The sequence below is a fragment of the Bacillus sp. TSO22 genome, assembly GCF_020223595.1.
Classification (GTDB): Bacteria; Bacillota; Bacilli; order Bacillales; family Bacillaceae; genus Bacillus; species Bacillus inaquosorum.
Genome location: NZ_JAHAWO010000002.1, coordinates 25,798 through 52,468, shown reverse-complemented (window position 1 = coordinate 52,468; position 26,671 = coordinate 25,798). Strand labels below are relative to the sequence as shown.

At 42.8% G+C, this 26,671-nt stretch carries 26 protein-coding genes and 2 other annotated features; all 26 genes read left to right on the top strand.

Annotated features, from left to right (window positions below; translation table 11 throughout):
• Window positions 1-96 precede the first annotated feature (96 nt).
• Window positions 97-1,197, top strand: coding sequence for a PIN/TRAM domain-containing protein (locus KHQ79_RS04615; RefSeq protein ID WP_003242040.1), 1,101 nt, complete (start codon window positions 97-99; stop codon window positions 1,195-1,197).
• A 14-nt stretch (window positions 1,198-1,211) separates the two neighbouring features.
• Window positions 1,212-1,910 carry a 2-C-methyl-D-erythritol 4-phosphate cytidylyltransferase gene (ispD, locus tag KHQ79_RS04610; protein WP_225514274.1) on the top strand — a complete coding sequence of 233 codons (699 nt, stop codon included), beginning with the start codon at window positions 1,212-1,214 and terminating at the stop codon, window positions 1,908-1,910.
• Complete coding sequence (ispF, locus tag KHQ79_RS04605; RefSeq protein WP_003225745.1) at window positions 1,903-2,379, top strand: 2-C-methyl-D-erythritol 2,4-cyclodiphosphate synthase; 477 nt, start codon at window positions 1,903-1,905, stop codon at window positions 2,377-2,379. Before ispD ends, ispF begins: the two co-directional genes overlap by 8 nt.
• Before the next feature lie 90 nt (window positions 2,380-2,469).
• Complete coding sequence (gltX, locus tag KHQ79_RS04600) at window positions 2,470-3,921, top strand: glutamate--tRNA ligase (RefSeq protein ID WP_084994980.1); 1,452 nt, start codon at window positions 2,470-2,472, stop codon at window positions 3,919-3,921.
• Between the two features lie 2 nt (window positions 3,922-3,923).
• Window positions 3,924-4,155: a binding site (T-box leader), on the top strand.
• A 70-nt stretch (window positions 4,156-4,225) separates the two neighbouring features.
• Window positions 4,226-4,879 (top strand): serine O-acetyltransferase, encoded by a 654-nt coding sequence (gene cysE / locus KHQ79_RS04595; protein WP_019257276.1) that lies wholly within the window; start codon window positions 4,226-4,228, stop codon window positions 4,877-4,879.
• Window positions 4,876-6,276 (top strand): cysteine--tRNA ligase, encoded by a 1,401-nt coding sequence (gene cysS, locus KHQ79_RS04590; protein WP_019257277.1) that lies wholly within the window; start codon window positions 4,876-4,878, stop codon window positions 6,274-6,276. Before cysE ends, cysS begins: the two co-directional genes overlap by 4 nt.
• 3 nt (window positions 6,277-6,279) lie before the next feature.
• Window positions 6,280-6,711 carry a mini-ribonuclease 3 gene (locus KHQ79_RS04585; protein WP_003242030.1) on the top strand — a complete coding sequence of 144 codons (432 nt, stop codon included), beginning with the start codon at window positions 6,280-6,282 and terminating at the stop codon, window positions 6,709-6,711.
• Entirely contained in the window at window positions 6,695-7,444 is a 750-nt protein-coding gene (gene rlmB / locus KHQ79_RS04580; RefSeq protein WP_003242028.1) for a 23S rRNA (guanosine(2251)-2'-O)-methyltransferase RlmB, read from the top strand. Before KHQ79_RS04585 ends, rlmB begins: the two co-directional genes overlap by 17 nt.
• Before the next feature lie 6 nt (window positions 7,445-7,450).
• Window positions 7,451-7,963: a ribosome-dependent mRNA decay endonuclease Rae1/YacP gene (gene rae1, locus KHQ79_RS04575; protein ID WP_003242027.1), complete on the top strand. Its 513-nt coding sequence runs from the start codon at window positions 7,451-7,453 to the stop codon at window positions 7,961-7,963.
• Between the two features lie 62 nt (window positions 7,964-8,025).
• Window positions 8,026-8,682, top strand: coding sequence for an RNA polymerase sporulation sigma factor SigH (gene sigH, locus KHQ79_RS04570; protein WP_003225758.1), 657 nt, complete (start codon window positions 8,026-8,028; stop codon window positions 8,680-8,682).
• A 91-nt stretch (window positions 8,683-8,773) separates the two neighbouring features.
• Window positions 8,774-8,923 (top strand): 50S ribosomal protein L33, encoded by a 150-nt coding sequence (rpmG, locus tag KHQ79_RS04565; protein WP_003156421.1) that lies wholly within the window; start codon window positions 8,774-8,776, stop codon window positions 8,921-8,923.
• Window positions 8,924-8,956: 33 nt separating this feature from the next.
• Window positions 8,957-9,136 (top strand): preprotein translocase subunit SecE, encoded by a 180-nt coding sequence (secE, locus tag KHQ79_RS04560; protein WP_003242024.1) that lies wholly within the window; start codon window positions 8,957-8,959, stop codon window positions 9,134-9,136.
• A 183-nt stretch (window positions 9,137-9,319) separates the two neighbouring features.
• Window positions 9,320-9,853 carry a transcription termination/antitermination protein NusG gene (gene nusG, locus KHQ79_RS04555; RefSeq protein WP_003225764.1) on the top strand — a complete coding sequence of 178 codons (534 nt, stop codon included), beginning with the start codon at window positions 9,320-9,322 and terminating at the stop codon, window positions 9,851-9,853.
• A gap of 167 nt (window positions 9,854-10,020) precedes the next feature.
• Window positions 10,021-10,446, top strand: a complete 426-nt coding sequence (gene rplK / locus KHQ79_RS04550; protein ID WP_003156430.1) for a 50S ribosomal protein L11 — start codon at window positions 10,021-10,023, stop codon at window positions 10,444-10,446.
• Window positions 10,447-10,540: 94 nt separating this feature from the next.
• On the top strand, window positions 10,541-11,239 hold the full coding sequence (rplA, locus tag KHQ79_RS04545) for a 50S ribosomal protein L1 (protein WP_003242022.1): 699 nt from the start codon (window positions 10,541-10,543) through the stop codon (window positions 11,237-11,239).
• Window positions 11,240-11,284: 45 nt separating this feature from the next.
• Window positions 11,285-11,425: a sequence feature (ribosomal protein L10 leader region), on the top strand.
• A gap of 65 nt (window positions 11,426-11,490) precedes the next feature.
• A complete protein-coding gene (gene rplJ / locus KHQ79_RS04540) occupies window positions 11,491-11,991 on the top strand; it encodes a 50S ribosomal protein L10 (protein WP_003242020.1) in 501 nt (166 codons plus the stop codon).
• Window positions 11,992-12,036: 45 nt separating this feature from the next.
• Window positions 12,037-12,408, top strand: coding sequence for a 50S ribosomal protein L7/L12 (gene rplL, locus KHQ79_RS04535; RefSeq protein ID WP_003156436.1), 372 nt, complete (start codon window positions 12,037-12,039; stop codon window positions 12,406-12,408).
• 89 nt (window positions 12,409-12,497) lie between these two features.
• On the top strand, window positions 12,498-13,103 hold the full coding sequence (locus KHQ79_RS04530; protein ID WP_225514273.1) for a class I SAM-dependent methyltransferase: 606 nt from the start codon (window positions 12,498-12,500) through the stop codon (window positions 13,101-13,103).
• 244 nt (window positions 13,104-13,347) lie between these two features.
• Window positions 13,348-16,929, top strand: coding sequence for a DNA-directed RNA polymerase subunit beta (rpoB, locus tag KHQ79_RS04525; RefSeq protein WP_032732364.1), 3,582 nt, complete (start codon window positions 13,348-13,350; stop codon window positions 16,927-16,929).
• 61 nt (window positions 16,930-16,990) lie between these two features.
• Window positions 16,991-20,590 carry a DNA-directed RNA polymerase subunit beta' gene (gene rpoC / locus KHQ79_RS04520; RefSeq protein ID WP_225514272.1) on the top strand — a complete coding sequence of 1,200 codons (3,600 nt, stop codon included), beginning with the start codon at window positions 16,991-16,993 and terminating at the stop codon, window positions 20,588-20,590.
• A gap of 178 nt (window positions 20,591-20,768) precedes the next feature.
• Window positions 20,769-21,017, top strand: coding sequence for a 50S ribosomal protein L7ae-like protein (locus tag KHQ79_RS04515; protein WP_003242012.1), 249 nt, complete (start codon window positions 20,769-20,771; stop codon window positions 21,015-21,017).
• 112 nt (window positions 21,018-21,129) lie between these two features.
• Window positions 21,130-21,546, top strand: a complete 417-nt coding sequence (gene rpsL / locus KHQ79_RS04510; RefSeq protein WP_003225781.1) for a 30S ribosomal protein S12 — start codon at window positions 21,130-21,132, stop codon at window positions 21,544-21,546.
• A gap of 41 nt (window positions 21,547-21,587) precedes the next feature.
• Complete coding sequence (gene rpsG, locus KHQ79_RS04505) at window positions 21,588-22,058, top strand: 30S ribosomal protein S7 (RefSeq protein ID WP_003225784.1); 471 nt, start codon at window positions 21,588-21,590, stop codon at window positions 22,056-22,058.
• A 52-nt stretch (window positions 22,059-22,110) separates the two neighbouring features.
• Entirely contained in the window at window positions 22,111-24,189 is a 2,079-nt protein-coding gene (gene fusA / locus KHQ79_RS04500; RefSeq protein WP_019257279.1) for an elongation factor G, read from the top strand.
• A gap of 119 nt (window positions 24,190-24,308) precedes the next feature.
• A complete protein-coding gene (gene tuf / locus KHQ79_RS04495) occupies window positions 24,309-25,499 on the top strand; it encodes an elongation factor Tu (protein WP_003242008.1) in 1,191 nt (396 codons plus the stop codon).
• Between the two features lie 100 nt (window positions 25,500-25,599).
• On the top strand, window positions 25,600-26,559 hold the full coding sequence (locus KHQ79_RS04490) for an alpha/beta fold hydrolase (protein WP_225514275.1): 960 nt from the start codon (window positions 25,600-25,602) through the stop codon (window positions 26,557-26,559).
• Window positions 26,560-26,671: the final 112 nt, after the last annotated feature.

The window sequence follows — 26,671 nt, the reverse complement described above, 5'->3', positions numbered from 1 at the left end:
GAAAACGGGTATATAAATGTTGGTTTTTGTTTATTCTGATATTCGTAGGATGCATAAAACCTTGTGAAATAAAATGTTTAAAAAGGAGGTGGGGGTATGTTAAAACGAATAGTTCAGGCGTTCTTCATTATCTTTGGCGGCGTTGTTGGTATATTTTTAATACCTGAATTGTTTGTACTGTTAAGTATACAGGACATACCTTTAATAACAAACGCATATACGTCTGCGGCAATAGGTGCAATTATCTTTTTTCTCATCAGTATATGGGGTACAGATTACGTTGTGAACTGGGTGAAGTGGATAGAGGATTCATTGTTAAAAGCGCCGGTTCCAGATTTGTTATTTGGAAGTCTTGGCCTAGTTTTTGGACTTATAATCGCTTATCTTATCGTAAATGTTATTCCTTTAGACAATATACCTTACCGCATATTCAGCACAATCATCCCTGTATTTTTAGCGTTCTTCCTCGGTTATCTCGGCTTCCAGGTGGGCTTTAAGAAAAAGGATGAACTGATCAGTCTGTTTTCTATTTCTGCCAGAATGCAAAAGAAAAAAGGAACAGCCGATGAAGAACATGAGGTTCAGGACAAGAAGCTGAAAATTTTGGACACAAGTGTTATTATTGATGGGAGAATAGCAGATATTTGTCAGACTGGTTTTTTAGAGGGGATAATTGTGATACCGCAGTTTGTTCTTGAGGAATTGCAGCACATTGCTGACTCTTCAGATGTTTTAAAACGAAACAGAGGACGCCGCGGTCTTGATATCCTGAACCGCATTCAAAAAGAATTAGACATTGAAGTTGAAATTTATGAAGGCGACTTTGAAGATATTCAGGAGGTTGACAGCAAGCTCGTCAAACTCGCTAAGCTGACATCCGGGGTCGTCGTGACGAATGATTTTAATTTAAATAAAGTATGCGAGCTTCAAAAGGTAGCAGTATTAAACATTAATGACCTTGCCAATGCGGTCAAGCCTGTTGTGCTTCCTGGCGAGGAAATGAATGTTCAGGTCATTAAGGACGGGAAAGAGCATAATCAGGGAGTTGCCTACTTGGATGATGGTACGATGATTGTCGTTGAAGAAGGACGCAATTATATCGGCAAACATATTGATGTACTCGTTACAAGTGTGCTGCAGACAGCAGCGGGACGAATGATTTTTGCTAAGCCCAAGCTGTTGGAGAAGGCGCTGTAAAGGGAGAAAAAACAATGAGTTATGATGTGGTCATTCCTGCAGCCGGACAGGGAAAACGGATGAAGGCAGGGAGAAATAAACTGTTCATTGAGCTGAAAGGAGACCCGGTGATCATTCACACGTTAAGAGTGTTTGACAGCCACCGGCCGTGCGAAAAAATCATTTTGGTGATAAACGAGCGCGAGCGGGAGCACTTTCAGAAATTGCTGACCGATTATCCGTTTCAAACCGCTATTGAGCTTGTGGCAGGCGGAGATGAGCGCCAGCACAGTGTTTATAAGGGGCTGAAAGCCGTAAAACAAGAAAAGATTGTCCTTGTACATGACGGCGCCCGCCCTTTTATAAAACATGAACAAATTGACGAACTGATCGCAGAAGCGGCACAGACAGGAGCGGCCATCCTTGCTGTCCCGGTAAAAGATACGATTAAACGCGTTCAAGATTTACAAGTCAGTGAGACGATTGAACGTTCAAGCTTGTGGGCTGTCCAAACGCCACAAGCTTTTCGTCTTTCTTTATTGATGAAAGCTCACGCTGAGGCCAATCACAAGGGATTTTTAGGGACGGATGACGCCAGCCTCGTTGAACAGATGGAAGGCGGTTCAGTCCGTGTTGTAGAAGGCAGCTATACAAATATTAAGCTGACGACGCCAGACGATTTGACGTCAGCTGAAGCTATCATGGAATCAGAAAGTGGGAGTAAACATGTTTAGAATTGGACAAGGATTTGATGTGCATCAATTAGTGGAGGGCCGTCCTCTGATCATTGGCGGAATTGAAATCCCGTATGAAAAAGGGCTGCTCGGCCATTCTGATGCAGATGTATTGCTTCATACTGTCGCTGACGCATGCCTGGGAGCTGTGGGAGAAGGCGACATCGGCAAGCATTTTCCTGACACTGATCCTGAGTTCAAGGACGCTGACTCTTTTAAATTACTTCAGCATGTCTGGGGGATCGTGAAACAGAAGGGGTATGTCCTTGGAAACATTGACTGCACCATCATTGCGCAAAAGCCGAAGATGCTGCCGTACATAGAAGATATGAGAAAAAGAATCGCTGAAGGGCTCGAGGCAGACGTTTCTCAAGTGAATGTAAAAGCAACAACGACAGAAAAGCTTGGATTTACAGGCCGAGCGGAAGGAATAGCGGCTCAGGCGACAGTACTGATACAAAAAGGCTAACTTGTTTTGATGCCGGGTCTATTTGGTGGTAGAATAGATTCATACATTTTTGCCTGAGGCCATACATGACATGAAAGGAAGTATTTGAAAATGGGAAACGAAGTACGCGTCCGTTATGCACCGAGTCCAACCGGACATTTGCATATTGGAAATGCCAGAACGGCGCTTTTTAATTATTTATTTGCCCGCAATCAAGGCGGTAAGTTTATTATTCGTGTTGAGGACACTGATAAAAAGCGCAACATTGAGGGCGGAGAACAAAGCCAGCTGAATTATCTGAAATGGCTTGGTATTGACTGGGATGAGAGTGTGGATGTCGGCGGTGAGTACGGCCCATACCGTCAGTCAGAGCGTAACGATATCTATAAAGTGTACTATGAAGAGCTTCTTGAAAAAGGGCTTGCTTATAAATGTTACTGTACGGAAGAAGAGCTTGAAAAAGAGCGTGAAGAGCAGATTGCCCGCGGAGAAATGCCGCGTTATTCCGGAAAACACAGAAATCTGACTCAAGAAGAACAGGATAAATTTATTGCTGAAGGCAGAAAGCCAAGTATTCGTTTCCGAGTGCCGGAAGGAAAGGTGATTGCCTTTAACGATATCGTAAAAGGTGAAATTTCTTTCGAATCAGATGGCATTGGCGACTTTGTTATTGTGAAAAAGGACGGAACGCCGACTTACAACTTCGCGGTAGCTATTGATGACTACTTAATGAAAATGACACACGTGTTGCGCGGTGAGGATCATATTTCTAACACACCGAAACAGATTATGATTTATCAAGCATTCGGATGGGATGTTCCTCAGTTCGGACACATGACGCTGATCGTAAATGAAAGTCGTAAAAAACTCAGCAAACGCGATGAGTCCATTATTCAATTCATTGAGCAGTATAAAGAGCTTGGCTACTTGCCGGAAGCGCTGTTCAACTTTATCGGCCTGCTTGGATGGTCACCGGTTGGAGAAGAAGAGTTATTCACAAAAGAACAGTTTATTGAAATTTTTGATGTAAACCGTTTATCTAAATCACCAGCTTTGTTTGATATGCATAAGCTAAAATGGGTTAACAACCAATATGTGAAGAAGCTGGATCTTGATCAGGTTGTTGAACTGACTCTGCCGCATTTGCAAAAAGCCGGCAAAGTTGGCACTGAGCTTACTGCTGAAGAACAAGAATGGGTTCGTAAACTGATTTCCCTGTATCATGAGCAATTAAGCTACGGTGCGGAAATTGTTGAGCTGACTGATTTGTTCTTTACGGATGAGATCGAGTATAATCAAGAAGCAAAAGCTGTTCTGGAAGAGGAACAGGTCCCTGAAGTGCTCAGCACATTCGCTGCGAAGCTTGAAGAGCTTGAGGAGTTCACTCCGGATAACATCAAAGCATCGATCAAAGCAGTGCAGAAAGAAACTGGCCATAAAGGGAAAAAATTGTTTATGCCGATCCGTGTTGCTGTAACAGGGCAAACTCACGGTCCGGAACTGCCGCAATCAATTGAATTGATCGGTAAAGAGACTGCAATTCAGCGTTTAAAAAACATCTAAATAGATGATTGTTGACAGGGAAGAGTATAAAGCTTTAGGCCATTACAGAAAGGATCTTCATTGGCTGAGAGAGATCCATGAGCCGGGTTTTAGAAGTGCGCCCTTAAGACCTTTGAAGAACGTTTTTTCAAAATCAGTATTCAAAGGCGGCCGCCGCCGTTACAGGCTGAAGTTGGGAGAGCAGAAGTCTGCTTTTCAAACAGAGTGGAACCGCGCGGTTAAAGCGTCTCTGTCATGTTTTCATGCAGAGGCGCTTTTTTTATTGGGTAAAGAGGAAATCAGATAGAGAAATGGGGGGAAGCATGTGTTTTTTAGAATGCTAAAAGAAGACATTGATACAGTGTTCGATCAAGATCCAGCAGCAAGAAGCTATTTTGAAGTGATTTTAACTTATTCCGGTTTACATGCTATATGGGCGCATCGGATTGCACATGCTTTATATAAACGAAAATTTTATTTCCTTGCACGCCTTATATCTCAAGTAAGCCGATTTTTTACAGGGATAGAAATCCACCCCGGCGCTACAATCGGGAGAAGATTTTTCATAGACCACGGTATGGGGGTTGTCATTGGGGAGACATGTGAAATCGGCAATAACGTAACCGTTTTTCAGGGGGTTACCCTCGGGGGAACGGGGAAAGAAAAGGGAAAAAGGCACCCAACGATTAAAGATGACGCATTGATAGCCACAGGTGCTAAAGTGCTCGGTTCAATTACTGTCGGTGAAGGCTCGAAAATTGGCGCTGGTTCAGTAGTGTTGCACGATGTTCCTGATTTTTCAACAGTTGTCGGCATCCCTGGACGGGTCGTTGTACGAAATGGCAAAAAAGTAAGACGCGATTTAAACCATCAGGATTTGCCCGATCCGGTTGCTGATCGCTTTAAGTCATTGGAACAGCAGATTTTAGAGCTGAAGGCAGAACTTGAAGACAGAAAAGAAAGGATCAATCAAAAATGACAATCACTCTTTATAATACATTGACTAGACAGAAGGAAACATTCGTTCCTCTAGAAGAGGGGAAAGTGAAAATGTACGTGTGCGGACCGACGGTTTACAATTACATTCACATCGGGAACGCGCGTCCGGCTATCGTTTATGATACGATTCGAAACTATCTGGAGTATAAAGGCTATGATGTGCAGTATGTCTCGAACTTCACAGATGTAGACGATAAATTAATTAAAGCGGCAAATGAACTCGGTGAGGATGTACCTACCATTTCAGAGCGTTTTATTAAAGCATACTTTGAAGATGTAGGGGCGCTCGGCTGCCGAAAAGCCGACCTTCATCCGCGAGTGATGGAAAACATGGATGCGATTATCGAATTCGTAGATCAGCTCGTGAAAAAGGGTTACGCTTATGAATCAGAAGGTGACGTTTATTTCAAAACAAGAGCATTTGAAGGATACGGTAAGCTTTCTCAGCAATCAATTGATGAACTGAGATCAGGTGCACGCATCCGGGTTGGCGAGAAAAAAGAAGATGCTCTTGATTTTGCACTGTGGAAAGCGGCGAAAGAAGGAGAAATCTCTTGGGATAGCCCTTGGGGAAAAGGACGTCCGGGCTGGCACATTGAATGCTCAGCGATGGTCAAAAAGTATCTGGGTGACCAGATTGATATCCATGCGGGCGGACAGGATTTAACCTTCCCTCACCATGAAAACGAGATTGCGCAATCTGAGGCGCTGACAGGCAAAACATTTGCGAAGTACTGGCTCCATAATGGCTATATCAATATTGATAATGAAAAAATGTCAAAATCACTGGGCAACTTTGTGCTTGTGCATGACATCATTAAACAGCATGATCCGCAGCTTTTGAGATTCTTTATGCTTTCTGTTCATTATCGTCATCCGATTAACTATTCAGAAGAGCTTCTTGAGAATACAAAAAGCGCATTTAACCGTTTAAAAACAGCGTACAGCAACCTTCAGCACCGTCTGAACAGCAGCACGAATTTAACGGAAGATGACGGTCAATGGCTGGAGAAAGTTGAAGAGCAACGCAAAGCATTTGAAGAAGCGATGGACGATGATTTTAATACGGCGAATGCCATTTCTGTCCTGTTCGACTTAGCGAAGCATGCCAATTACTACCTTCAGAAAGATCATACGGCTGATCATGTGATTAAGGCGTTTATTGAGATGTTTGACCGCATTGTGTCTGTCCTCGGGTTTTCATTGGGTGAGCAGGAACTACTCGATCAAGAGATTGAAGACTTAATCGAAAAAAGAAATGAAGCGCGCCGGAATCGCGATTTTGCATTGTCAGATCAGATCCGCGACCAGCTGAAAAGCATGAATATCATTCTTGAAGATACAGCTCAAGGTACTCGCTGGAAACGGGGAGAATAACGGATGCTTGATTTTGAAACGATAAAAGATTCAAAGCAGCTTAACGGTCTTGCGCTTGCTTATATAGGTGATGCCATTTTTGAAGTGTATGTCAGGCATCACCTGCTTAAGCAGGGTTTTACCAAACCAAATGATCTTCATAAGAAATCAAGCCGGATCGTTTCGGCAAAGTCACAGGCTGAGATCCTATTCTTTCTGCAGGATCAATCATTTTTTACGGAAGAAGAGGAAGCGGTGCTGAAAAGAGGCAGAAATGCAAAGTCGGGAACGACACCTAAAAATACAGATGTTCAGACGTACCGCTACAGTACAGCATTTGAAGCGCTGCTGGGCTACCTTTTTCTAGAGAAAAAAGAGGAAAGACTTAGTCAGCTCGTTGCCGAAGCTATACAATTCGGGACGTCAGGGAGGAAAACAAATGAGTCAGCAACATGATTACGTCATAGGGAAAAATGCAGTGATCGAGACGTTAAAATCAGATCGTAAGCTGTATAAGCTGTGGATGGCGGAAAACACCGTAAAGGGACAAGCACAGCAGGTGATTGAGCTTGCGAAAAAGCAGGGTATCACGATTCAGTATGTCCCGAGAAAAAAACTCGATCAAATGGTGACAGGGCAGCATCAAGGCGTAGTGGCACAGGTTGCAGCGTATGAGTATGCGGAACTGGACGATTTATATAAAGCGGCCGAAGAAAGAAATGAACAGCCTTTCTTCCTCATTCTGGACGAGCTTGAAGACCCTCATAATCTCGGTTCCATTATGAGAACAGCTGATGCGGTCGGCGCCCATGGCATCGTGATTCCAAAACGGAGAGCTGTCGGGCTGACAACAACAGTGGCAAAAGCTTCAACAGGGGCAATTGAGCACATTCCTGTAGTAAGAGTCACCAATTTGGCGCGGACGTTAGAAGAAATGAAAGAGCGGGGTATCTGGGTTGTCGGAACGGATGCATCCGCGCGTGAGGATTACCGCAATATGGACGGCAACATGCCTTTGGCTTTAGTCATCGGAAGCGAAGGAAAAGGGATGGGCCGTCTTGTTAAAGAAAAGTGTGATTTTCTCATTAAACTCCCGATGGCCGGAAAGGTAACTTCACTGAATGCATCTGTTGCGGCTGGTCTTTTGATGTATGAAGTCTACCGGAAACGAAACCCTCTGGGAGAATAAAGACCCATGGATATCCTGTTAGTAGACGGATACAACATGATTGGAGCCTGGCCGCAGCTGAAGGATTTAAAAGCGAACAGTTTTGAAGAGGCGCGAGACGTACTGATTCAGAAAATGGCGGAATATCAATCGTATACAGGAAACAGGGTTATTGTTGTTTTTGACGCGCATCTCGTAAAAGGGCTTGAGAAAAAACACACCAACCACAGAGTTGAAGTGATTTTTACAAAAGAAAATGAGACGGCTGATGAGCGGATAGAAAAGCTTGCTCAGGCTTTGAATAATGTCGCGACTCAAATTCACGTTGCGACATCTGACTACACTGAGCAGTGGGCGATTTTCGGACAGGGGGCATTGCGGAAATCGGCCCGGGAGCTTTTGAGAGAGGTAGAAGCGATTGAAAGGCGAATAGAAAGACGAGTAAGAAAAATCACTTCCGAAAAACCGGCGGGTAAAATTGCTTTATCGGAAGAGGTTTTGAAAACGTTTGAAAAGTGGAGGCGGGGAGACTTAGATTAAGTTGACGCTTTTTTGCCCAATACTGTATAATATTTCTATCTACGTGCGCCGGGGGGATCGGAGTGAATCTACAGAACAACAAGGGAAAATTCAACAAAGAGCAGTTTTGCCAGTTGGAGGACGAGCAGGTCATTGAAAAGGTTCATGTTGGGGACAGTGATGCGTTAGATTACTTGATTACGAAGTACCGAAACTTTGTTCGGGCAAAAGCAAGATCCTATTTTTTAATAGGAGCGGACAGAGAGGATATTGTTCAGGAAGGTATGATAGGCCTCTATAAGTCTATTCGTGACTTCAAAGAGGACAAGCTTACCTCATTCAAAGCTTTCGCAGAATTATGTATTACCCGCCAAATTATTACCGCAATAAAGACAGCTACTCGCCAGAAACACATTCCTTTGAATTCCTACGTCTCATTAGATAAACCGATTTTTGATGAAGAATCAGACCGAACGCTGCTTGATGTCATTTCAGGAGCGAAAACCTTAAATCCTGAAGAAATGATCATCAATCAGGAAGAATTTGATGATATTGAAATGAAAATGGGAGAACTATTAAGTGATTTAGAGAGAAAAGTACTCGTCTTATATCTCGACGGAAGAAGTTACCAAGAGATTTCCGATGAACTGAACCGACATGTGAAATCGATCGACAATGCCCTTCAGCGTGTGAAACGCAAGCTGGAGAAGTACTTGGAAATTCGCGAAATCAGTTTGTAATAGGGATTTATGTGATATTGACAGTATTTTTCTGACTATGATATGTTACTAAAGATAAAGATAATGTCTATTTAGAAAAAGGTGTAATGACATGAGAAAAAAGATTACGCTAGCATGCAAGACATGCGGAAACCGTAATTATACGACAATGAAGAGCTCTGCATCAGCGGCTGAGCGATTAGAAGTAAAGAAATACTGCAGTACTTGCAATTCACATACAGCTCATCTTGAAACAAAATAGTTTTTGCGCTTTTAAATTGTGGAGGTCTTTTACATGCGTATTATGAGATTCTTTAAAGATGTTGGGAAAGAAATGAAAAAGGTAAGCTGGCCTAAAGGAAAAGAGTTAACGCGTTATACCATTACGGTGATTTCAACAGTTATCTTTTTTGTTATCTTTTTTGCCCTCCTTGACACAGGAATTTCTCAATTAATTCGTTTAATAGTTGAATAATGATCAGCAATACGTGCTATAATAGATCATAATATCACTTGCCAAAACCCGTTCAGCGGGTTTTTTATTGTGGCTTAAAATGAAAGTTATCATAGGCTTGCCGCCTATTTTTTGCTTGAAGCGTTATTGGTAATTCACAAAAACCAAATGCGGGGAGGGAAGGACTGGACAGTCCTGAAGAGAATGGAAAAGAATTGGTATGTTGTTCACACGTACTCTGGTTATGAGAATAAAGTAAAAGCCAACTTGGAAAAACGTGTTGAATCAATGGGGATGCAGGATAAAATTTTCCGTGTAGTTGTACCTGAAGAAGAAGAAACGGATATCAAGAACGGCAAGAAAAAAGTCGTGAAAAAGAAAGTATTCCCTGGTTATGTGCTTGTAGAAATTGTAATGACAGACGACTCTTGGTATGTTGTCCGCAACACGCCGGGCGTTACTGGATTCGTAGGATCTGCCGGCTCTGGTTCAAAACCGACGCCGCTTCTTCCAGGCGAAGCAGAAACCATTCTGAAGAGAATGGGCATGGACGAACGCAAAACTGACATTGACTTTGAACTGAAAGAGACAGTGAAAGTGATAGACGGACCTTTTGCCAACTTTACTGGATCAATTGAAGAGATTGATTATGATAAAAGCAAGGTCAAAGTTTTCGTTAATATGTTTGGCCGTGAAACACCGGTTGAGCTGGAATTTACCCAAATCGATAAATTGTAATGTGAAAAAACTTGAAATTGCTATATATAAATGATAATATAGCAAAGGTACGTCTTGGACTTATCCAAGGCAACTAGCTTGATATTTCGTCATTCATATAAAGAATGAAACCTTGAGTGGGAGGGTTTACCCTATTACCACATCACGGACTTAAGGAGGTGTGTCTCGTGGCTAAAAAAGTAGTAAAAGTTGTAAAATTGCAAATTCCTGCTGGAAAAGCTAACCCAGCACCACCAGTTGGACCTGCACTTGGTCAAGCCGGTGTTAACATCATGGGATTCTGTAAGGAGTTTAACGCTCGTACAGCTGACCAAGCTGGTTTAATCATTCCTGTTGAAATTTCGGTTTACGAAGACCGTTCATTTACATTTATTACAAAAACTCCACCTGCTGCAGTATTGCTTAAAAAAGCGGCTGGAATTGAGTCTGGTTCTGGTGAACCAAACCGTAATAAAGTGGCAACCGTTAAGCGCGATAAAGTACGCGAAATCGCTGAAACGAAAATGCCTGACTTAAACGCAGCAGACGTTGAAGCGGCAATGCGCATGGTTGAAGGTACTGCCCGCAGTATGGGTATTGTAATCGAGGATTAATTTGTTTCTTGTCGGGTTGCGAGTTTTAACAAGTTCGCAACCCTTATTCGTGGGAGGTTATTCCGCTATAACCACATAAGGAGGAAATTTTAAAATGGCTAAAAAAGGTAAAAAGTACGTTGAAGCTGCTAAGCTTGTAGATCGTTCAAAAGCTTACGACGTTTCTGAAGCAGTAGCTCTCGTTAAAAAAACAAACACAGCTAAATTCGACGCTACAGTTGAAGTGGCTTTCCGTCTTGGGGTTGACCCTCGTAAAAACGACCAGCAAATCCGTGGAGCAGTTGTGCTTCCAAACGGAACTGGTAAAACTCAGCGCGTTCTCGTTTTCGCAAAAGGCGAAAAAGCGAAAGAAGCTGAAGCTGCTGGTGCAGATTACGTTGGCGATACTGACTACATCAACAAAATTCAACAAGGCTGGTTCGATTTCGATGTAATCGTAGCTACACCTGACATGATGGGTGAAGTTGGTAAAATCGGTCGTGTACTTGGACCAAAAGGTTTAATGCCAAACCCTAAAACTGGTACAGTTACTTTCGAAGTTGAAAAAGCAATTGGCGAAATCAAAGCTGGTAAAGTTGAATACCGCGTTGATAAAGCTGGAAACATTCATGTTCCTATCGGTAAAGTTTCTTTCGAGGATGAAAAACTTGTTGAGAACTTCACAACAATGTACGATACAATCCTGAAAGCTAAACCTGCTGCAGCAAAAGGCGTTTACGTGAAAAACGTTGCTGTAACATCTACTATGGGACCTGGTGTCAAAGTAGACTCTTCAACTTTTAACGTAAAATAATATTGACATGACATCAACATTCTGATATGATTCAAAATGTTGTAAAATAGAATATCATTTATACCGTAGACAGTAGGGGCCTAACCGCTTAATTATCCTACCGAGGTGTATATTATCACAGCTATTACGTTACGTATGCTTGTATATACAGCCTCCATGTCTCATGGAGGCTTTTTATATGGAATCCGTCGTCTCAGTCGTGATCACCTAACGGTATAAGTGTTACACAAGAATCTACAGGAGGTGTAACCATGAGCAGCGCAATTGAAACAAAAAAAGTTGTTGTTGAAGAAATTGCTTCTAAACTGAAAGAAAGTAAATCAACGATCATCGTTGACTATCGCGGACTTAACGTTTCTGAAGTAACAGAACTTCGTAAACAGCTTCGCGAAGCTAACGTTGAGTTCAAAGTTTACAAAAATACGATGACTCGCCGTGCGGTTGAACAAGCTGAGCTTAATGGTTTGAATGATTTCTTAACTGGACCGAACGCGATCGCATTCAGCACTGAAGATGTTGTCGCTCCGGCTAAAGTTCTTAATGAGTTCGCTAAAAATCACGAAGCTCTTGAAATCAAAGCTGGCGTTATCGAAGGTAAAGTTTCTACTGTTGAAGAAGTGAAAGCTCTTGCTGAACTTCCATCACGCGAAGGCTTGCTTTCTATGTTGCTTAGCGTACTTCAAGCTCCAGTTCGCAACTTTGCTCTTGCTGCAAAAGCTGTGGCAGAACAAAAGGAAGAACAAGGCGCTTAATCTAATCAGTTTTTCATAAATTAAAACAAAATGGAGGAATTACAAATGGCTTTAAATATCGAAGAAATCATTGCTTCCGTTAAAGAAGCAACTGTACTTGAATTGAACGACCTAGTAAAAGCAATCGAAGAAGAATTTGGCGTAACTGCTGCTGCTCCTGTAGCTGTAGCTGGCGGAGCTGCTGCAGGCGGAGCTGCTGAAGAGCAAAGCGAATTCGACCTTATCCTTGCTGGTGCAGGTTCTCAAAAAATCAAAGTTATCAAAGTTGTACGTGAAATCACTGGTCTTGGCTTGAAAGAAGCTAAAGAACTTGTTGACAACACTCCAAAACCACTTAAAGAAGGTATTGCTAAAGAAGAAGCTGAAGAGCTTAAAGCTAAACTTGAAGAAGTTGGCGCTTCTGTAGAAGTTAAGTAATCTTCACTTACCTGTAGGGGAAGCTCGCTTTTATGAGGCGGGCTTTTTCTTTGCCATTCTTTAAGCCATGAAAAAAGGAGGTTCCGAGTATGAGTGAGCATTATTATTCAGAAAAACCTTCAGTAAAAAGCAACAAGCAAACCTGGTCTTTTAGGCTTCGTAATAAAGATTTCACGTTTACCAGCGACAGAGGGGTTTTTTCTAAAAAGGAAGTTGATTTTGGCTCCCGTCTGCTGATTGATTCTTTTAAAGAGCCTGAAGTTGAGGGCAGCTTTCTTGATGTAGGCTGCGGGTATGGCCCGATAGGTCTATCGCTGGCCAGCGACTTTAAAGACCGGACCATCCACATGATTGACGTTAATGAGAGAGCTGTAGAGCTATCAAATGAAAATGCAGAACGAAACGGAGTAACAAACGTTAAGATTTATCAGAGTGATTTGTTTTCGAACGTTGATTCTGCTCAAACATATGCTTCTATTCTTACAAATCCCCCAATCCGAGCCGGAAAAAAAGTTGTCCATGCTATCTTTGAGAAAAGCGCTGAACACTTAAAAGCTTCAGGTGAGTTGTGGATCGTCATACAGAAAAAGCAAGGCGCGCCTTCTGCCATTGAAAAGCTCGAGGAACTGTTCGATGAAGTTTCTGTCGTTCAAAAAAAGAAAGGCTATTATATCATAAAAGCAAAAAAAGTTTGACTCGGTATTTTAGCTATGTTAATATTATAAAATGCCAATGTATATATTTTGCTTGATATGATGAATTGTCAATATCTATGTATAAATTATACAAGTATGGAAATGCTAATAAAATCGGTATTTGTTTTTGGATGTGGTTTTCTTAATTAGAAACCCTTTTTTCTTTTGTCTTGTAAAAGTATTTCTTTCTTTGGAAGAGATGCTTATTACACATATAATACGCATGATTTGAGGGGTGAATCAGTTGACAGGTCAACTAGTTCAGTATGGACGACACCGCCAGCGCAGAAGCTATGCTCGCATTAGCGAAGTGTTAGAATTACCAAATCTCATTGAAATTCAAACCTCTTCTTATCAGTGGTTTCTTGATGAGGGTCTTAGAGAGATGTTTCAAGACATATCACCAATTGAGGATTTCACTGGTAACCTCTCTCTTGAGTTCATTGATTATAGTTTAGGTGAGCCTAAATATCCTGTAGAGGAATCAAAAGAACGTGATGTGACTTACTCAGCTCCGCTAAGAGTGAAGGTTCGTTTAATTAACAAAGAAACTGGAGAGGTAAAAGACCAAGATGTCTTCATGGGTGATTTCCCTATTATGACAGATACAGGTACTTTTATCATTAACGGTGCGGAACGCGTTATCGTTTCCCAGCTTGTTCGGTCTCCAAGTGTATATTTCAGTGGTAAAGTAGACAAAAACGGTAAAAAAGGTTTTACCGCAACTGTCATTCCAAACCGTGGCGCATGGTTAGAATACGAAACTGATGCGAAAGATGTTGTTTATGTCCGCATTGATCGCACACGTAAGTTGCCGGTTACGGTTCTTTTGCGTGCTCTCGGCTTCGGCTCCGATCAAGAGATTCTTGATCTCATAGGAGAGAACGAATACCTGCGAAATACGCTTGATAAAGATAACACAGAAAACAGTGACAAAGCGCTGCTTGAAATTTACGAGCGTCTCCGTCCTGGAGAGCCGCCTACAGTAGAAAATGCGAAAAGCTTGCTTGATTCTCGTTTCTTTGATCCGAAACGATACGATCTTGCCAATGTAGGACGCTATAAAATTAATAAAAAACTTCATATTAAGAATCGCCTCTTTAATCAGAGACTTGCTGAAACGCTTGTTGACCCTGAAACAGGAGAAATCCTGGCTGAAAAAGGTCAGATTCTTGATAGAAGAACACTTGATAAAGTACTGCCATACTTAGAAAACGGAATCGGTTTCAGAAAGCTGTATCCGAATGGCGGCGTTGTTGAAGATGAAGTAACTCTTCAATCAATTAAAATCTTTGCTCCGACTGATCAAGAAGGAGAACAGGTTATTAATGTAATCGGCAATGCTTACATTGAAGAAGAGATCAAAAACATTACACCTGCTGATATTATTTCTTCTATCAGCTACTTCTTCAACCTGCTGCACGGAGTAGGCGACACAGATGATATCGATCATCTTGGAAACCGCCGTTTACGTTCTGTAGGTGAGCTTCTCCAGAACCAATTCCGTATCGGTTTAAGCCGTATGGAGCGTGTGGTTCGTGAGAGAATGTCAATTCAAGATACGAATACAATTACACCTCAGCAGCTGATCAATATTCGTCCTGTTATTGCGTCCATTAAAGAGTTCTTTGGAAGCTCTCAGCTTTCTCAATTCATGGATCAGACGAACCCGCTTGCTGAATTAACGCATAAGCGCCGTCTGTCAGCATTAGGACCGGGCGGATTAACACGTGAGCGTGCCGGAATGGAAGTGCGTGACGTTCACTACTCCCACTATGGCCGTATGTGTCCGATTGAAACGCCTGAGGGCCCGAACATCGGTTTGATCAACTCACTTTCATCTTATGCAAAAGTAAACCGTTTTGGTTTTATCGAGACGCCATATCGCCGTGTTGACCCTGAAACAGGGAAGGTAACTGGCAGAATCGATTACTTAACTGCTGATGAAGAGGATAACTATGTTGTCGCTCAAGCGAACGCTCGTCTTGATGACGAAGGCGGATTTATTGATGACAGCATCGTAGCCCGTTTCCGCGGGGAGAACACCGTCGTTTCCAGAAACCGTGTGGACTACATGGATGTATCGCCTAAGCAGGTTGTTTCTGCTGCGACAGCATGTATCCCGTTCCTAGAAAACGATGACTCCAACCGTGCCCTCATGGGAGCGAACATGCAGCGTCAGGCTGTGCCTTTGATGCAGCCGGAAGCACCATTCGTTGGTACTGGTATGGAATACGTATCAGGTAAAGACTCTGGTGCCGCTGTTATTTGTAAACACCCTGGTATCGTTGAACGCGTAGAAGCGAAAAATGTCTGGGTTCGCCGTTATGAAGAAGTAGACGGTCAAAAAGTAAAAGGAAACCTGGATAAATACAGCCTGCTGAAATTTGTCCGCTCTAACCAAGGTACGTGCTACAACCAGCGTCCGATCGTAAGTGTCGGCGATGAAGTGGTAAAAGGAGAAATCCTTGCTGACGGTCCTTCTATGGAGCTTGGTGAACTTGCACTTGGCCGTAACGTAATGGTCGGCTTCATGACATGGGATGGCTACAACTATGAGGATGCCATCATCATGAGTGAACGCCTTGTGAAGGATGATGTTTATACATCTATCCACATTGAAGAATACGAATCAGAAGCACGTGATACGAAACTTGGACCTGAAGAAATCACTCGCGATATTCCAAACGTCGGTGAAGATGCGCTTCGCAATCTTGATGACCGCGGAATCATCCGTATTGGGGCGGAAGTAAAAGACGGAGATCTTCTTGTTGGTAAAGTAACGCCTAAAGGTGTAACTGAACTGACTGCTGAAGAACGCCTGCTTCACGCCATCTTTGGTGAAAAAGCCCGCGAGGTTCGTGATACTTCTCTTCGTGTGCCTCACGGCGGCGGCGGAATTATCCACGACGTTAAAGTCTTCAACCGTGAAGATGGAGACGAACTTCCTCCGGGTGTTAACCAGTTAGTACGCGTATATATCGTTCAGAAACGTAAGATTTCTGAAGGGGATAAAATGGCCGGTCGTCACGGTAACAAAGGTGTTATCTCTAAGATTCTTCCTGAAGAGGATATGCCTTACCTTCCTGACGGCACACCAATTGACATCATGCTTAACCCGCTGGGCGTACCATCACGTATGAACATCGGGCAGGTATTGGAGCTTCATATGGGTATGGCCGCTCGTTACCTTGGCATCCACATTGCATCTCCTGTATTTGACGGAGCGCGTGAAGAGGATGTTTGGGAAACACTTGAAGAAGCCGGCATGTCTCGTGACGCCAAAACGGTGCTTTACGACGGACGTACTGGAGAGCCGTTTGATAACCGCGTATCTGTCGGTATCATGTACATGATTAAACTGGCTCACATGGTTGACGATAAACTTCATGCACGCTCTACAGGTCCTTACTCACTTGTTACGCAGCAGCCTCTTGGCGGTAAAGCGCAATTTGGCGGACAGCGTTTCGGTGAGATGGAGGTTTGGGCACTTGAAGCTTACGGTGCGGCTTACACTCTTCAAGAAATTCTGACTGTTAAGTCTGATGACGTGGTTGGACGTGTGAAAACATATGAAGCCATCGTTAAAGGCGACAACGTTCCAGAACCAGGTGTTCCGGAATCATTCAAAGTATTGATCAAAGAACTTCAAAGCTTAGGTATGGATGTCAAAATCCTTTCCGGTGATGAAGAAGAAATAGAAATGAGAGATTTAGAAGACGAAGAAGATGCGAAACAAGCTGACGGTCTGGCATTATCAGGTGATGAAGAGCCGGAAGAAACAGCATCTGCAGACGTTGAACGCGATGTAGTAACAAAAGAATAATCTCTAGTTATAAAGGCAAGTGACATCGGTTAATCCGAAGATAAAAAGGGAGGTAGGCCCCTTGCTAGATGTGAACAATTTTGAGTATATGAACATCGGTCTTGCTTCACCGGATAAAATCCGTTCATGGTCTTTTGGTGAAGTGAAAAAGCCTGAAACGATAAACTATCGTACGTTAAAACCTGAAAAGGACGGTCTATTCTGCGAACGCATTTTCGGACCGACTAAGGACTGGGAATGTCATTGCGGGAAGTACAAGCGAGTTCGTTATAAAGGCGTAGTTTGTGACCGCTGCGGAGTCGAAGTAACACGGGCTAAAGTCCGTCGTGAGAGAATGGGGCACATTGAACTGGCTGCCCCAGTTTCCCACATTTGGTATTTCAAAGGTATTCCAAGCCGTATGGGTCTTGTGCTGGATATGTCACCTCGTGCTTTAGAAGAAGTCATTTACTTTGCTTCTTACGTTGTAACTGATCCTGCAAACACACCGCTTGAAAAGAAACAGCTTCTGTCTGAGAAAGAATACCGTGCTTATCTCGATAAATACGGTAATAAATTCCAAGCATCAATGGGTGCAGAAGCGATTCACAAACTTCTTCAAGATATCGATCTTGTAAAAGAAGTTGATATGTTAAAAGAAGAGCTGAAAACATCACAAGGACAGCGCCGTACTCGTGCGATCAAACGCCTTGAAGTTTTAGAAGCCTTCCGTAACTCAGGAAACAAGCCATCTTGGATGATCCTTGATGTGCTTCCTGTTATTCCTCCTGAGCTTAGACCGATGGTTCAGCTAGATGGCGGACGTTTTGCGACTTCTGATTTGAACGACCTTTATCGTCGTGTCATCAACCGTAACAATCGTTTGAAACGCCTTTTGGACCTTGGTGCGCCTAGCATTATCGTTCAAAACGAAAAACGTATGCTTCAAGAGGCTGTCGATGCCCTAATTGACAACGGCCGCCGCGGACGTCCTGTAACGGGTCCTGGTAACAGACCGTTAAAATCTCTTTCTCACATGCTGAAAGGGAAGCAAGGCCGCTTCCGTCAAAACCTTCTTGGTAAACGTGTCGATTACTCCGGACGTTCTGTAATCGTTGTTGGTCCTCATTTGAAAATGTACCAATGCGGTTTACCGAAGGAAATGGCGCTTGAGCTTTTCAAACCTTTCGTTATGAAAGAACTTGTTGAAAAAGGTCTTGCTCACAACATTAAGAGTGCGAAACGTAAAATTGAGCGCGTACAGCCTGAAGTATGGGATGTACTGGAATCAGTTATTAAGGAGCATCCGGTACTTCTGAACCGTGCCCCTACACTTCACAGATTAGGTATTCAGGCGTTTGAACCAACGCTTGTTGAAGGACGCGCAATCCGCCTTCACCCGCTCGTATGTACAGCTTATAACGCTGATTTTGACGGTGACCAAATGGCGGTTCACGTACCATTATCTGCTGAAGCACAAGCTGAAGCACGCATCTTGATGCTTGCTGCTCAAAACATCTTGAACCCTAAAGATGGTAAACCGGTTGTAACACCGTCTCAGGATATGGTACTGGGTAACTATTACCTGACACTTGAGCGTGCCGGTGCTGTCGGTGAAGGTATGGTCTTCAAGAATACAGACGAAGCGCTTCTTGCTTATCAAAACGGATATGTTCACCTTCATACGAGAGTAGCTGTTGCAGCTAACTCCCTTAAGAATGTGACATTTACCGAAGAACAGCGCTCAAAATTGTTAATTACAACTGTCGGTAAGCTTGTCTTCAATGAAATTCTTCCGGAATCATTCCCTTACATGAATGAGCCAACGAAGAGCAACATTGAAGAGAAAACACCTGACCGTTTCTTCTTAGAAAAAGGTGCTGATGTTAAAGCTGTCATTGAACAGCAGCCAATCAATGCACCGTTTAAAAAAGGTATTCTGGGTAAAATCATCGCGGAAATCTTTAAACGATTCCATATCACGGAAACGTCTAAAATGCTTGACCGCATGAAAAACCTAGGTTTCAAATATTCAACAAAAGCTGGTATTACAGTTGGGGTTTCTGACATCGTCGTACTCGATGATAAACAAGAAATTCTTGAGGAAGCGCAAAGCAAAGTTGATAACGTCATGAAGCAATTCCGACGTGGTCTAATCACAGAAGAAGAACGCTATGAGAGAGTTATCTCTATCTGGAGTGCTGCAAAAGACGTTATCCAAGGCAAACTGATGAAATCACTTGATGAGCTCAACCCGATCTACATGATGAGTGACTCTGGTGCCCGTGGTAACGCGTCTAACTTTACGCAGCTTGCCGGAATGCGCGGCCTGATGGCCAACCCGGCTGGACGTATCATTGAATTACCGATCAAATCAAGTTTCCGTGAAGGTCTGACAGTATTGGAGTACTTTATCTCCACTCACGGTGCGCGTAAAGGTCTTGCCGATACCGCCCTTAAAACTGCTGACTCAGGTTACCTTACACGCCGTCTCGTTGACGTTGCGCAGGATGTTATCATCCGTGAAACTGATTGCGGAACTGACCGAGGCATCCTTGCTAAGCCACTTAAAGAAGGAACTGAAACCATTGAGCGCTTAGAAGAACGCTTAATCGGCCGTTTTGCACGAAAACAAGTGAAGCACCCTGAAACAGGTGAAGTGCTTGTAAATGAAAACGAACTGATCGATGAAGATAAAGCACTGGAGATTGTAGAAGCCGGCATTGAAGAAGTGTGGATCCGTTCTGCCTTCACATGTAATACGCCTCATGGTGTATGTAAACGATGCTATGGCCGAAATCTTGCAACTGGCTCCGATGTTGAAGTCGGTGAAGCGGTCGGTATCATTGCTGCCCAATCAATCGGTGAGCCTGGTACACAGTTAACAATGCGTACATTCCATACAGGCGGGGTTGCCGGAGACGATATCACACAGGGTCTTCCGCGTATCCAAGAGCTTTTCGAAGCGCGTAATCCGAAAGGTCAGGCAACAATTACAGAAATCGACGGTACAATAGTTGAGATCAATGAAGTTCGTGATAAGCAACAGGAAATTGTGGTTCAAGGCGCAGTGGAAACACGTTCTTATACGGCACCTTATAACTCCCGCCTGAAAGTAGCGGAAGGAGATAAAATTACTCGAGGCCAAGTACTGACAGAAGGTTCAATCGATCCGAAAGAGCTTCTTAAAGTGACTGACCTGACAACTGTTCAAGAGTATCTTCTCCATGAGGTTCAAAAGGTTTACCGTATGCAGGGTGTTGAAATCGGAGATAAACACGTAGAAGTAATGGTTCGCCAGATGCTTCGCAAAGTCCGCGTGATTGACGCTGGTGACACTGATGTCCTTCCAGGTACATTGCTTGATATTCACCAATTTACTGAAGCGAACAAAAAGGTGTTGCTTGAAGGCAATCGTCCTGCTACAGGCCGTCCTGTCTTACTCGGTATTACAAAAGCATCTCTTGAAACTGATTCATTCTTATCTGCTGCTTCCTTCCAGGAAACAACACGTGTCCTTACAGACGCAGCGATCAAAGGTAAGCGTGACGAGCTTCTTGGCTTGAAAGAGAATGTTATCATCGGTAAGCTTGTTCCGGCTGGTACAGGTATGATGAAATACCGTAAAGTAAAACCAGTTTCAAATGTTCAGCCGACTGAAGACATGGTTCCGGTTGAATAACTGATTTAAAGCTGCTGAAAGACTGCCAAAACAGTCTTTCAGCAGATATTTTTAATAAAAAATCACTCTATGAGAAGTACGAAACTAAAAAATGTCATACCTTGTTGACATTCGTCTCCTAGAATGATAATATAACCAAGGTGCTCGAAATAAACCTGTTACTTTGGAGGATATGTTTATGTCTTATGATAAAGTATCACAGGCCAAATCAATTATTATTGGTACGAAGCAAACAGTGAAAGCTCTAAAACGAGGTTCAGTAAAGGAAGTAGTCGTTGCAAAAGACGCAGATCCGATCCTCACGTCAAGTGTTGTTTCACTTGCGGAAGATCAAGGTATCTCTGTCTTAATGGTTGAATCCATGAAAAAGCTCGGCAAAGCCTGCGGAATTGAGGTAGGAGCAGCCGCTGTTGCCATTATTTTATAACGTACTTTTGTTTTTGCGTAAGATTCATCTTATGTAAAGACATTGTTTTTTGCCTTTTGATGAACCACCTGGGTATGTGGGTTATAAAACGTAACGAAGGGAGGAAAAAATCATGCCTACAATTAATCAGCTAATTCGCAAAGGACGCGTGAGTAAAGTAGAAAACTCAAAGTCTCCTGCACTTAACAAAGGATACAACAGCTTTAAAAAAGAGCACACTAATGTATCTTCTCCACAAAAACGCGGGGTATGTACTCGTGTTGGTACAATGACACCGAAAAAACCGAACTCAGCACTTCGTAAATATGCTCGTGTTCGTTTAACTAACGGAATCGAGGTTACTGCTTACATTCCTGGTATCGGTCACAACCTGCAAGAGCACAGTGTTGTACTTATCCGCGGCGGACGTGTAAAAGACTTACCAGGGGTACGTTACCACATCGTTCGTGGTGCGCTTGACACTGCTGGAGTTGAAAACCGTGCACAAGGCCGTTCTAAATACGGTACGAAAAAACCTAAAGCAAAATAATAAACGAAAATACGCATAATTGATGAAGGGAGGATATTCAGATGCCACGTAAAGGTCCTGTAGCAAAAAGAGACGTTTTACCTGATCCGATTTACAACTCTAAGCTTGTATCTCGTCTAATCAACAAAATGATGATCGATGGTAAAAAAGGTAAGTCTCAAACAATCCTATACAAGTCATTCGATATCATTAAAGAACGTACTGGCAATGATGCAATGGAGGTTTTCGAACAAGCATTGAAAAACATCATGCCTGTACTTGAAGTAAAAGCACGCCGTGTAGGTGGTGCGAACTACCAAGTTCCTGTAGAAGTTCGTCCTGAACGTCGTACGACTCTTGGACTTCGCTGGTTAGTTAACTACGCGCGTCTTCGCGGAGAAAAAACGATGGAAGAGCGTTTAGCTAACGAAATCCTTGACGCAGCTAACAACACTGGTGCTGCTGTTAAGAAACGTGAAGATACTCATAAGATGGCTGAAGCAAACAAAGCATTTGCTCACTATCGTTGGTAGGATTTATATACTAAAAAACACAATTTCCTAATAAGGAAGGAGAAATTACCCAATGGCAAGAGAGTTCTCCTTAGAAAATACTCGTAATATCGGAATCATGGCTCACATTGATGCCGGTAAAACGACTACTACAGAACGTATCTTGTTCTATACTGGTCGTATCCACAAAATTGGTGAAACTCACGAAGGAGCTTCACAAATGGACTGGATGGAGCAGGAACAAGAACGTGGTATCACAATCACTTCCGCTGCGACAACTGCACAGTGGAAAGGATACCGCGTAAACATCATCGATACTCCAGGACACGTAGACTTCACAGTTGAAGTTGAACGTTCTCTTCGTGTACTTGATGGTGCTGTTGCTGTACTTGACGCGCAATCAGGCGTTGAGCCTCAAACAGAAACTGTTTGGCGTCAGGCAACAACTTACGGAGTACCGCGTATCGTTTTTGTTAACAAAATGGACAAAATCGGTGCAGACTTCCTTTACTCTGTAGGAACTTTAAGAGACCGTCTTCAAGCAAACGCTCATGCAATTCAATTGCCGATCGGTGCTGAAGATAACTTCGAAGGTATCATCGATCTTGTAGAAAACGTTGCGTATTTCTACGAAGATGACCTCGGAACTCGCTCTGATGCGAAAGAAATCCCTGAAGAGTACAAAGAGCAAGCTGAAGAGCTTCGCAACAGCCTCATTGAAGCTGTATGTGAGCTTGATGAAGAGCTTATGGACAAATACCTTGAGGGTGAAGAAATCACTATTGACGAGTTAAAAGCAGGTATCCGTAAAGGTACATTAAATGTTGAATTCTACCCTGTTCTTGTTGGTTCTGCCTTCAAAAACAAAGGTGTTCAACTAGTACTTGATGCTGTTCTTGACTACCTTCCTGCACCAACTGACGTTGCTGCAATCAAAGGTGTACGTCCTGATACAAATGAAGAGATTGAGCGCCATTCTTCTGATGATGAGCCATTCTCTGCATTAGCATTTAAAGTTATGACTGACCCTTACGTTGGTAAGTTGACGTTCTTCCGTGTTTACTCTGGAACACTTGATTCCGGTTCATACGTGAAAAACTCTACTAAAGGCAAACGTGAGCGTGTTGGACGTATCCTTCAAATGCACGCTAACAGCCGTGAAGAAATCTCTACTGTATACGCAGGCGATATCGCAGCTGCTGTAGGTCTAAAAGATACGACTACTGGAGATACTCTTTGTGATGAGAAGGATCTTGTTATCCTCGAATCAATGGAATTCCCAGAACCAGTTATCGACGTTGCTATTGAGCCTAAATCAAAAGCCGACCAAGATAAAATGGGTATCGCTTTAGCGAAACTTGCTGAAGAAGATCCTACATTCCGTACTCAAACAAACCCAGAAACTGGCCAAACGATCATCTCTGGTATGGGTGAACTTCACCTTGATATCATTGTTGACCGTATGAAACGCGAATTTAAAGTAGAAGCCAACGTTGGTGCTCCTCAGGTTGCGTACCGTGAAACATTCCGTTCCGGTGCAAAAGTTGAAGGTAAATTCGTACGTCAGTCTGGTGGACGCGGTCAGTTCGGACACGTTTGGATCGAATTCGAACCAAACGAAGAAGGCGCTGGCTTTGAATTTGAAAATGCGATTGTCGGTGGGGTAGTTCCTCGTGAATACATCCCAGCTGTTCAAGCAGGTCTGGAAGATTCACTTGAAAATGGTGTACTAGCAGGCTTCCCGCTTATCGACATTAAAGCAAAACTTTTCGATGGTTCTTACCATGATGTTGACTCAAACGAAATGGCATTTAAAATTGCTGCTTCTATGGCATTGAAAAATGCAGTCAGCAAATGTAACCCAGTTCTTCTTGAACCAATCATGAAAGTAGAAGTGGTTATTCCAGAAGAATACATGGGAGATATCATGGGTGATGTTACTTCACGTCGCGGACGCGTAGAAGGTATGGAAGCACGCGGTAACGCTCAAGTTGTTCGCGCTATGGTTCCTCTTGCTGAAATGTTCGGTTACGCTACTGCACTTCGTTCTAATACGCAAGGTCGCGGTACGTTTACTATGCACATGGATCACTACGAAGAAGTGCCGAAGAGCATTGCAGAAGAAATTATCAAAAAAAATAAAGGCGAATAATTGATTTTGCCGCTTAACTCAAGTATAACTACTATTGTAAGATGAGGAAGTGAAAGCTTTCTTTCACTTCCTATCACTCTATACATTACTAATTAAAAGCTCTTAAGGAGGATTTTAGAATGGCTAAAGAAAAATTCGACCGTTCCAAATCACATGCCAATATCGGTACAATTGGACACGTTGACCATGGTAAAACAACTTTAACTGCTGCTATCACAACAGTACTTCATAAGAAATCTGGTAAAGGTACAGCTATGGCGTACGATCAAATTGATGGTGCTCCAGAAGAACGTGAGCGCGGTATTACAATCTCTACTGCACACGTTGAGTACGAAACTGAAACTCGTCACTATGCACACGTTGACTGCCCAGGACACGCTGACTATGTTAAAAACATGATCACTGGTGCTGCGCAAATGGACGGAGCTATCCTTGTAGTATCTGCTGCTGATGGCCCAATGCCACAAACTCGTGAGCACATCCTTCTTTCTAAAAACGTTGGTGTACCATACATCGTTGTATTCCTAAACAAATGCGACATGGTAGACGACGAAGAGCTTCTTGAACTAGTTGAAATGGAAGTTCGCGATCTTCTTAGCGAATACGACTTCCCTGGTGATGATGTACCAGTAATCAAAGGTTCTGCTCTTAAAGCTCTTGAAGGTGACGCTGAGTACGAAGCGAAAATCTTCGAACTTATGGATGCGGTTGATGAGTACATCCCAACTCCAGAACGTGACACTGAAAAACCATTCATGATGCCAGTTGAGGATGTATTCTCAATCACTGGTCGTGGTACAGTAGCAACTGGCCGTGTAGAACGCGGACAAGTTAAAGTCGGTGACGAAGTTGAAATCATCGGTCTTCAAGAAGAGAACAAGAAAACAACTGTTACAGGTGTTGAAATGTTCCGTAAGCTTCTTGATTATGCTGAAGCTGGTGACAACATTGGTGCCCTTCTTCGCGGTGTATCTCGTGAAGAAATCCAACGTGGTCAAGTACTTGCTAAACCAGGTACAATCACTCCACACAGCAAATTCAAAGCTGAAGTTTACGTTCTTTCTAAAGAAGAGGGTGGACGTCATACTCCATTCTTCTCTAACTACCGTCCTCAGTTCTACTTCCGTACAACTGACGTAACTGGTATCATCCATCTTCCAGAAGGCGTAGAAATGGTTATGCCTGGAGATAACACTGAAATGAACGTTGAACTTATCTCTACAATCGCTATCGAAGAAGGAACTCGTTTCTCTATTCGTGAAGGCGGACGTACTGTTGGTTCAGGCGTTGTTTCTACAATCACTGAGTAATAGTATGATGATAAACGAGACCCCCTGTGGGTCTCGTTTTTTTGTTTACTTATCTTTTTCTTGTATAATAAGACCTATCATATCTGAGGGGCTAATTTTTATGATTCCTGAAAAGAGATCAATCGCAATCATGAAAGAACTGAGCATTGAAAATACAAAACAAATGCTGATGATTAATGGGGCTGATGTAAAAAATCCATTGCTGCTTTTTTTACATGGCGGACCGGGGACCCCCCAAAGCGGATATGTTAGGCATTATCAAAAAGAGCTTGAACAGCGTTTTACAGTAGTACATTGGGATCAAAGAGGATCCGGGCTTTCTTATTCAAAACGAATTCCTCATCACTCCATGACAATCAGCCATTTTGTTAAAGATGCAATTCAAGTCACTCAATGGCTCCTAGACCATTTTTCAAAAACAAAACTATATCTTACTGGCCATTCTTGGGGCTCACTGTTAGCACTCCATGTACTGCAGCAGCATCCGGATTTGTTTTATGCGTATTATGGAATCAGCCAGGTTGTTAACCCTCACTATGAAGAATCAGCTGCTTATCATTATCTACGTGAAATGTCTGATACAAAGAGAATGAGTATAGTATCTTTGCTTATACGCTTCATTGGCCCTCCGCCTTGGGAGAAGGATATCCAGCATACCATCTATCGGTTTTGTGTCGAGATGGGCAAGGGAGGATTTACTCACCATCGTCGTCAAAGCCTTGCTATATTATTTCAAATGCTTACTGGTAATGAGTATGGAATAAAAAACATGCACAAATTCCTCAATGGACAGCGATTCACAAAAATACATTTAAGTGATGAGTTGTACAATTTTAATGCATTCAAATCAGTTCCTTCTATTAAAGTACCGTGCTTTTTCATTTCGGGGAGACATGATTTAATTGTTCCTGCTGAAATATCAAAACAGTATTATCAAGAGCTTGAGGCACCTGAAAAGCGCTGGGTTCAATTTGAGAATTCGGCTCACAGCCCGCATGTCGAGGAGCCGTCATTATTCGCAAGCACACTGAGTAGCCACGCACTGTATCACTTACGATAGATCCTTGATAAATAAGAAAAACACCTGTATAATAAAAAAAGTGTGCAAACCATGCATATTCTAAATAAGTCTTGCAACATACGTCTATTTTCTGTATAATGGTGTATGTTGG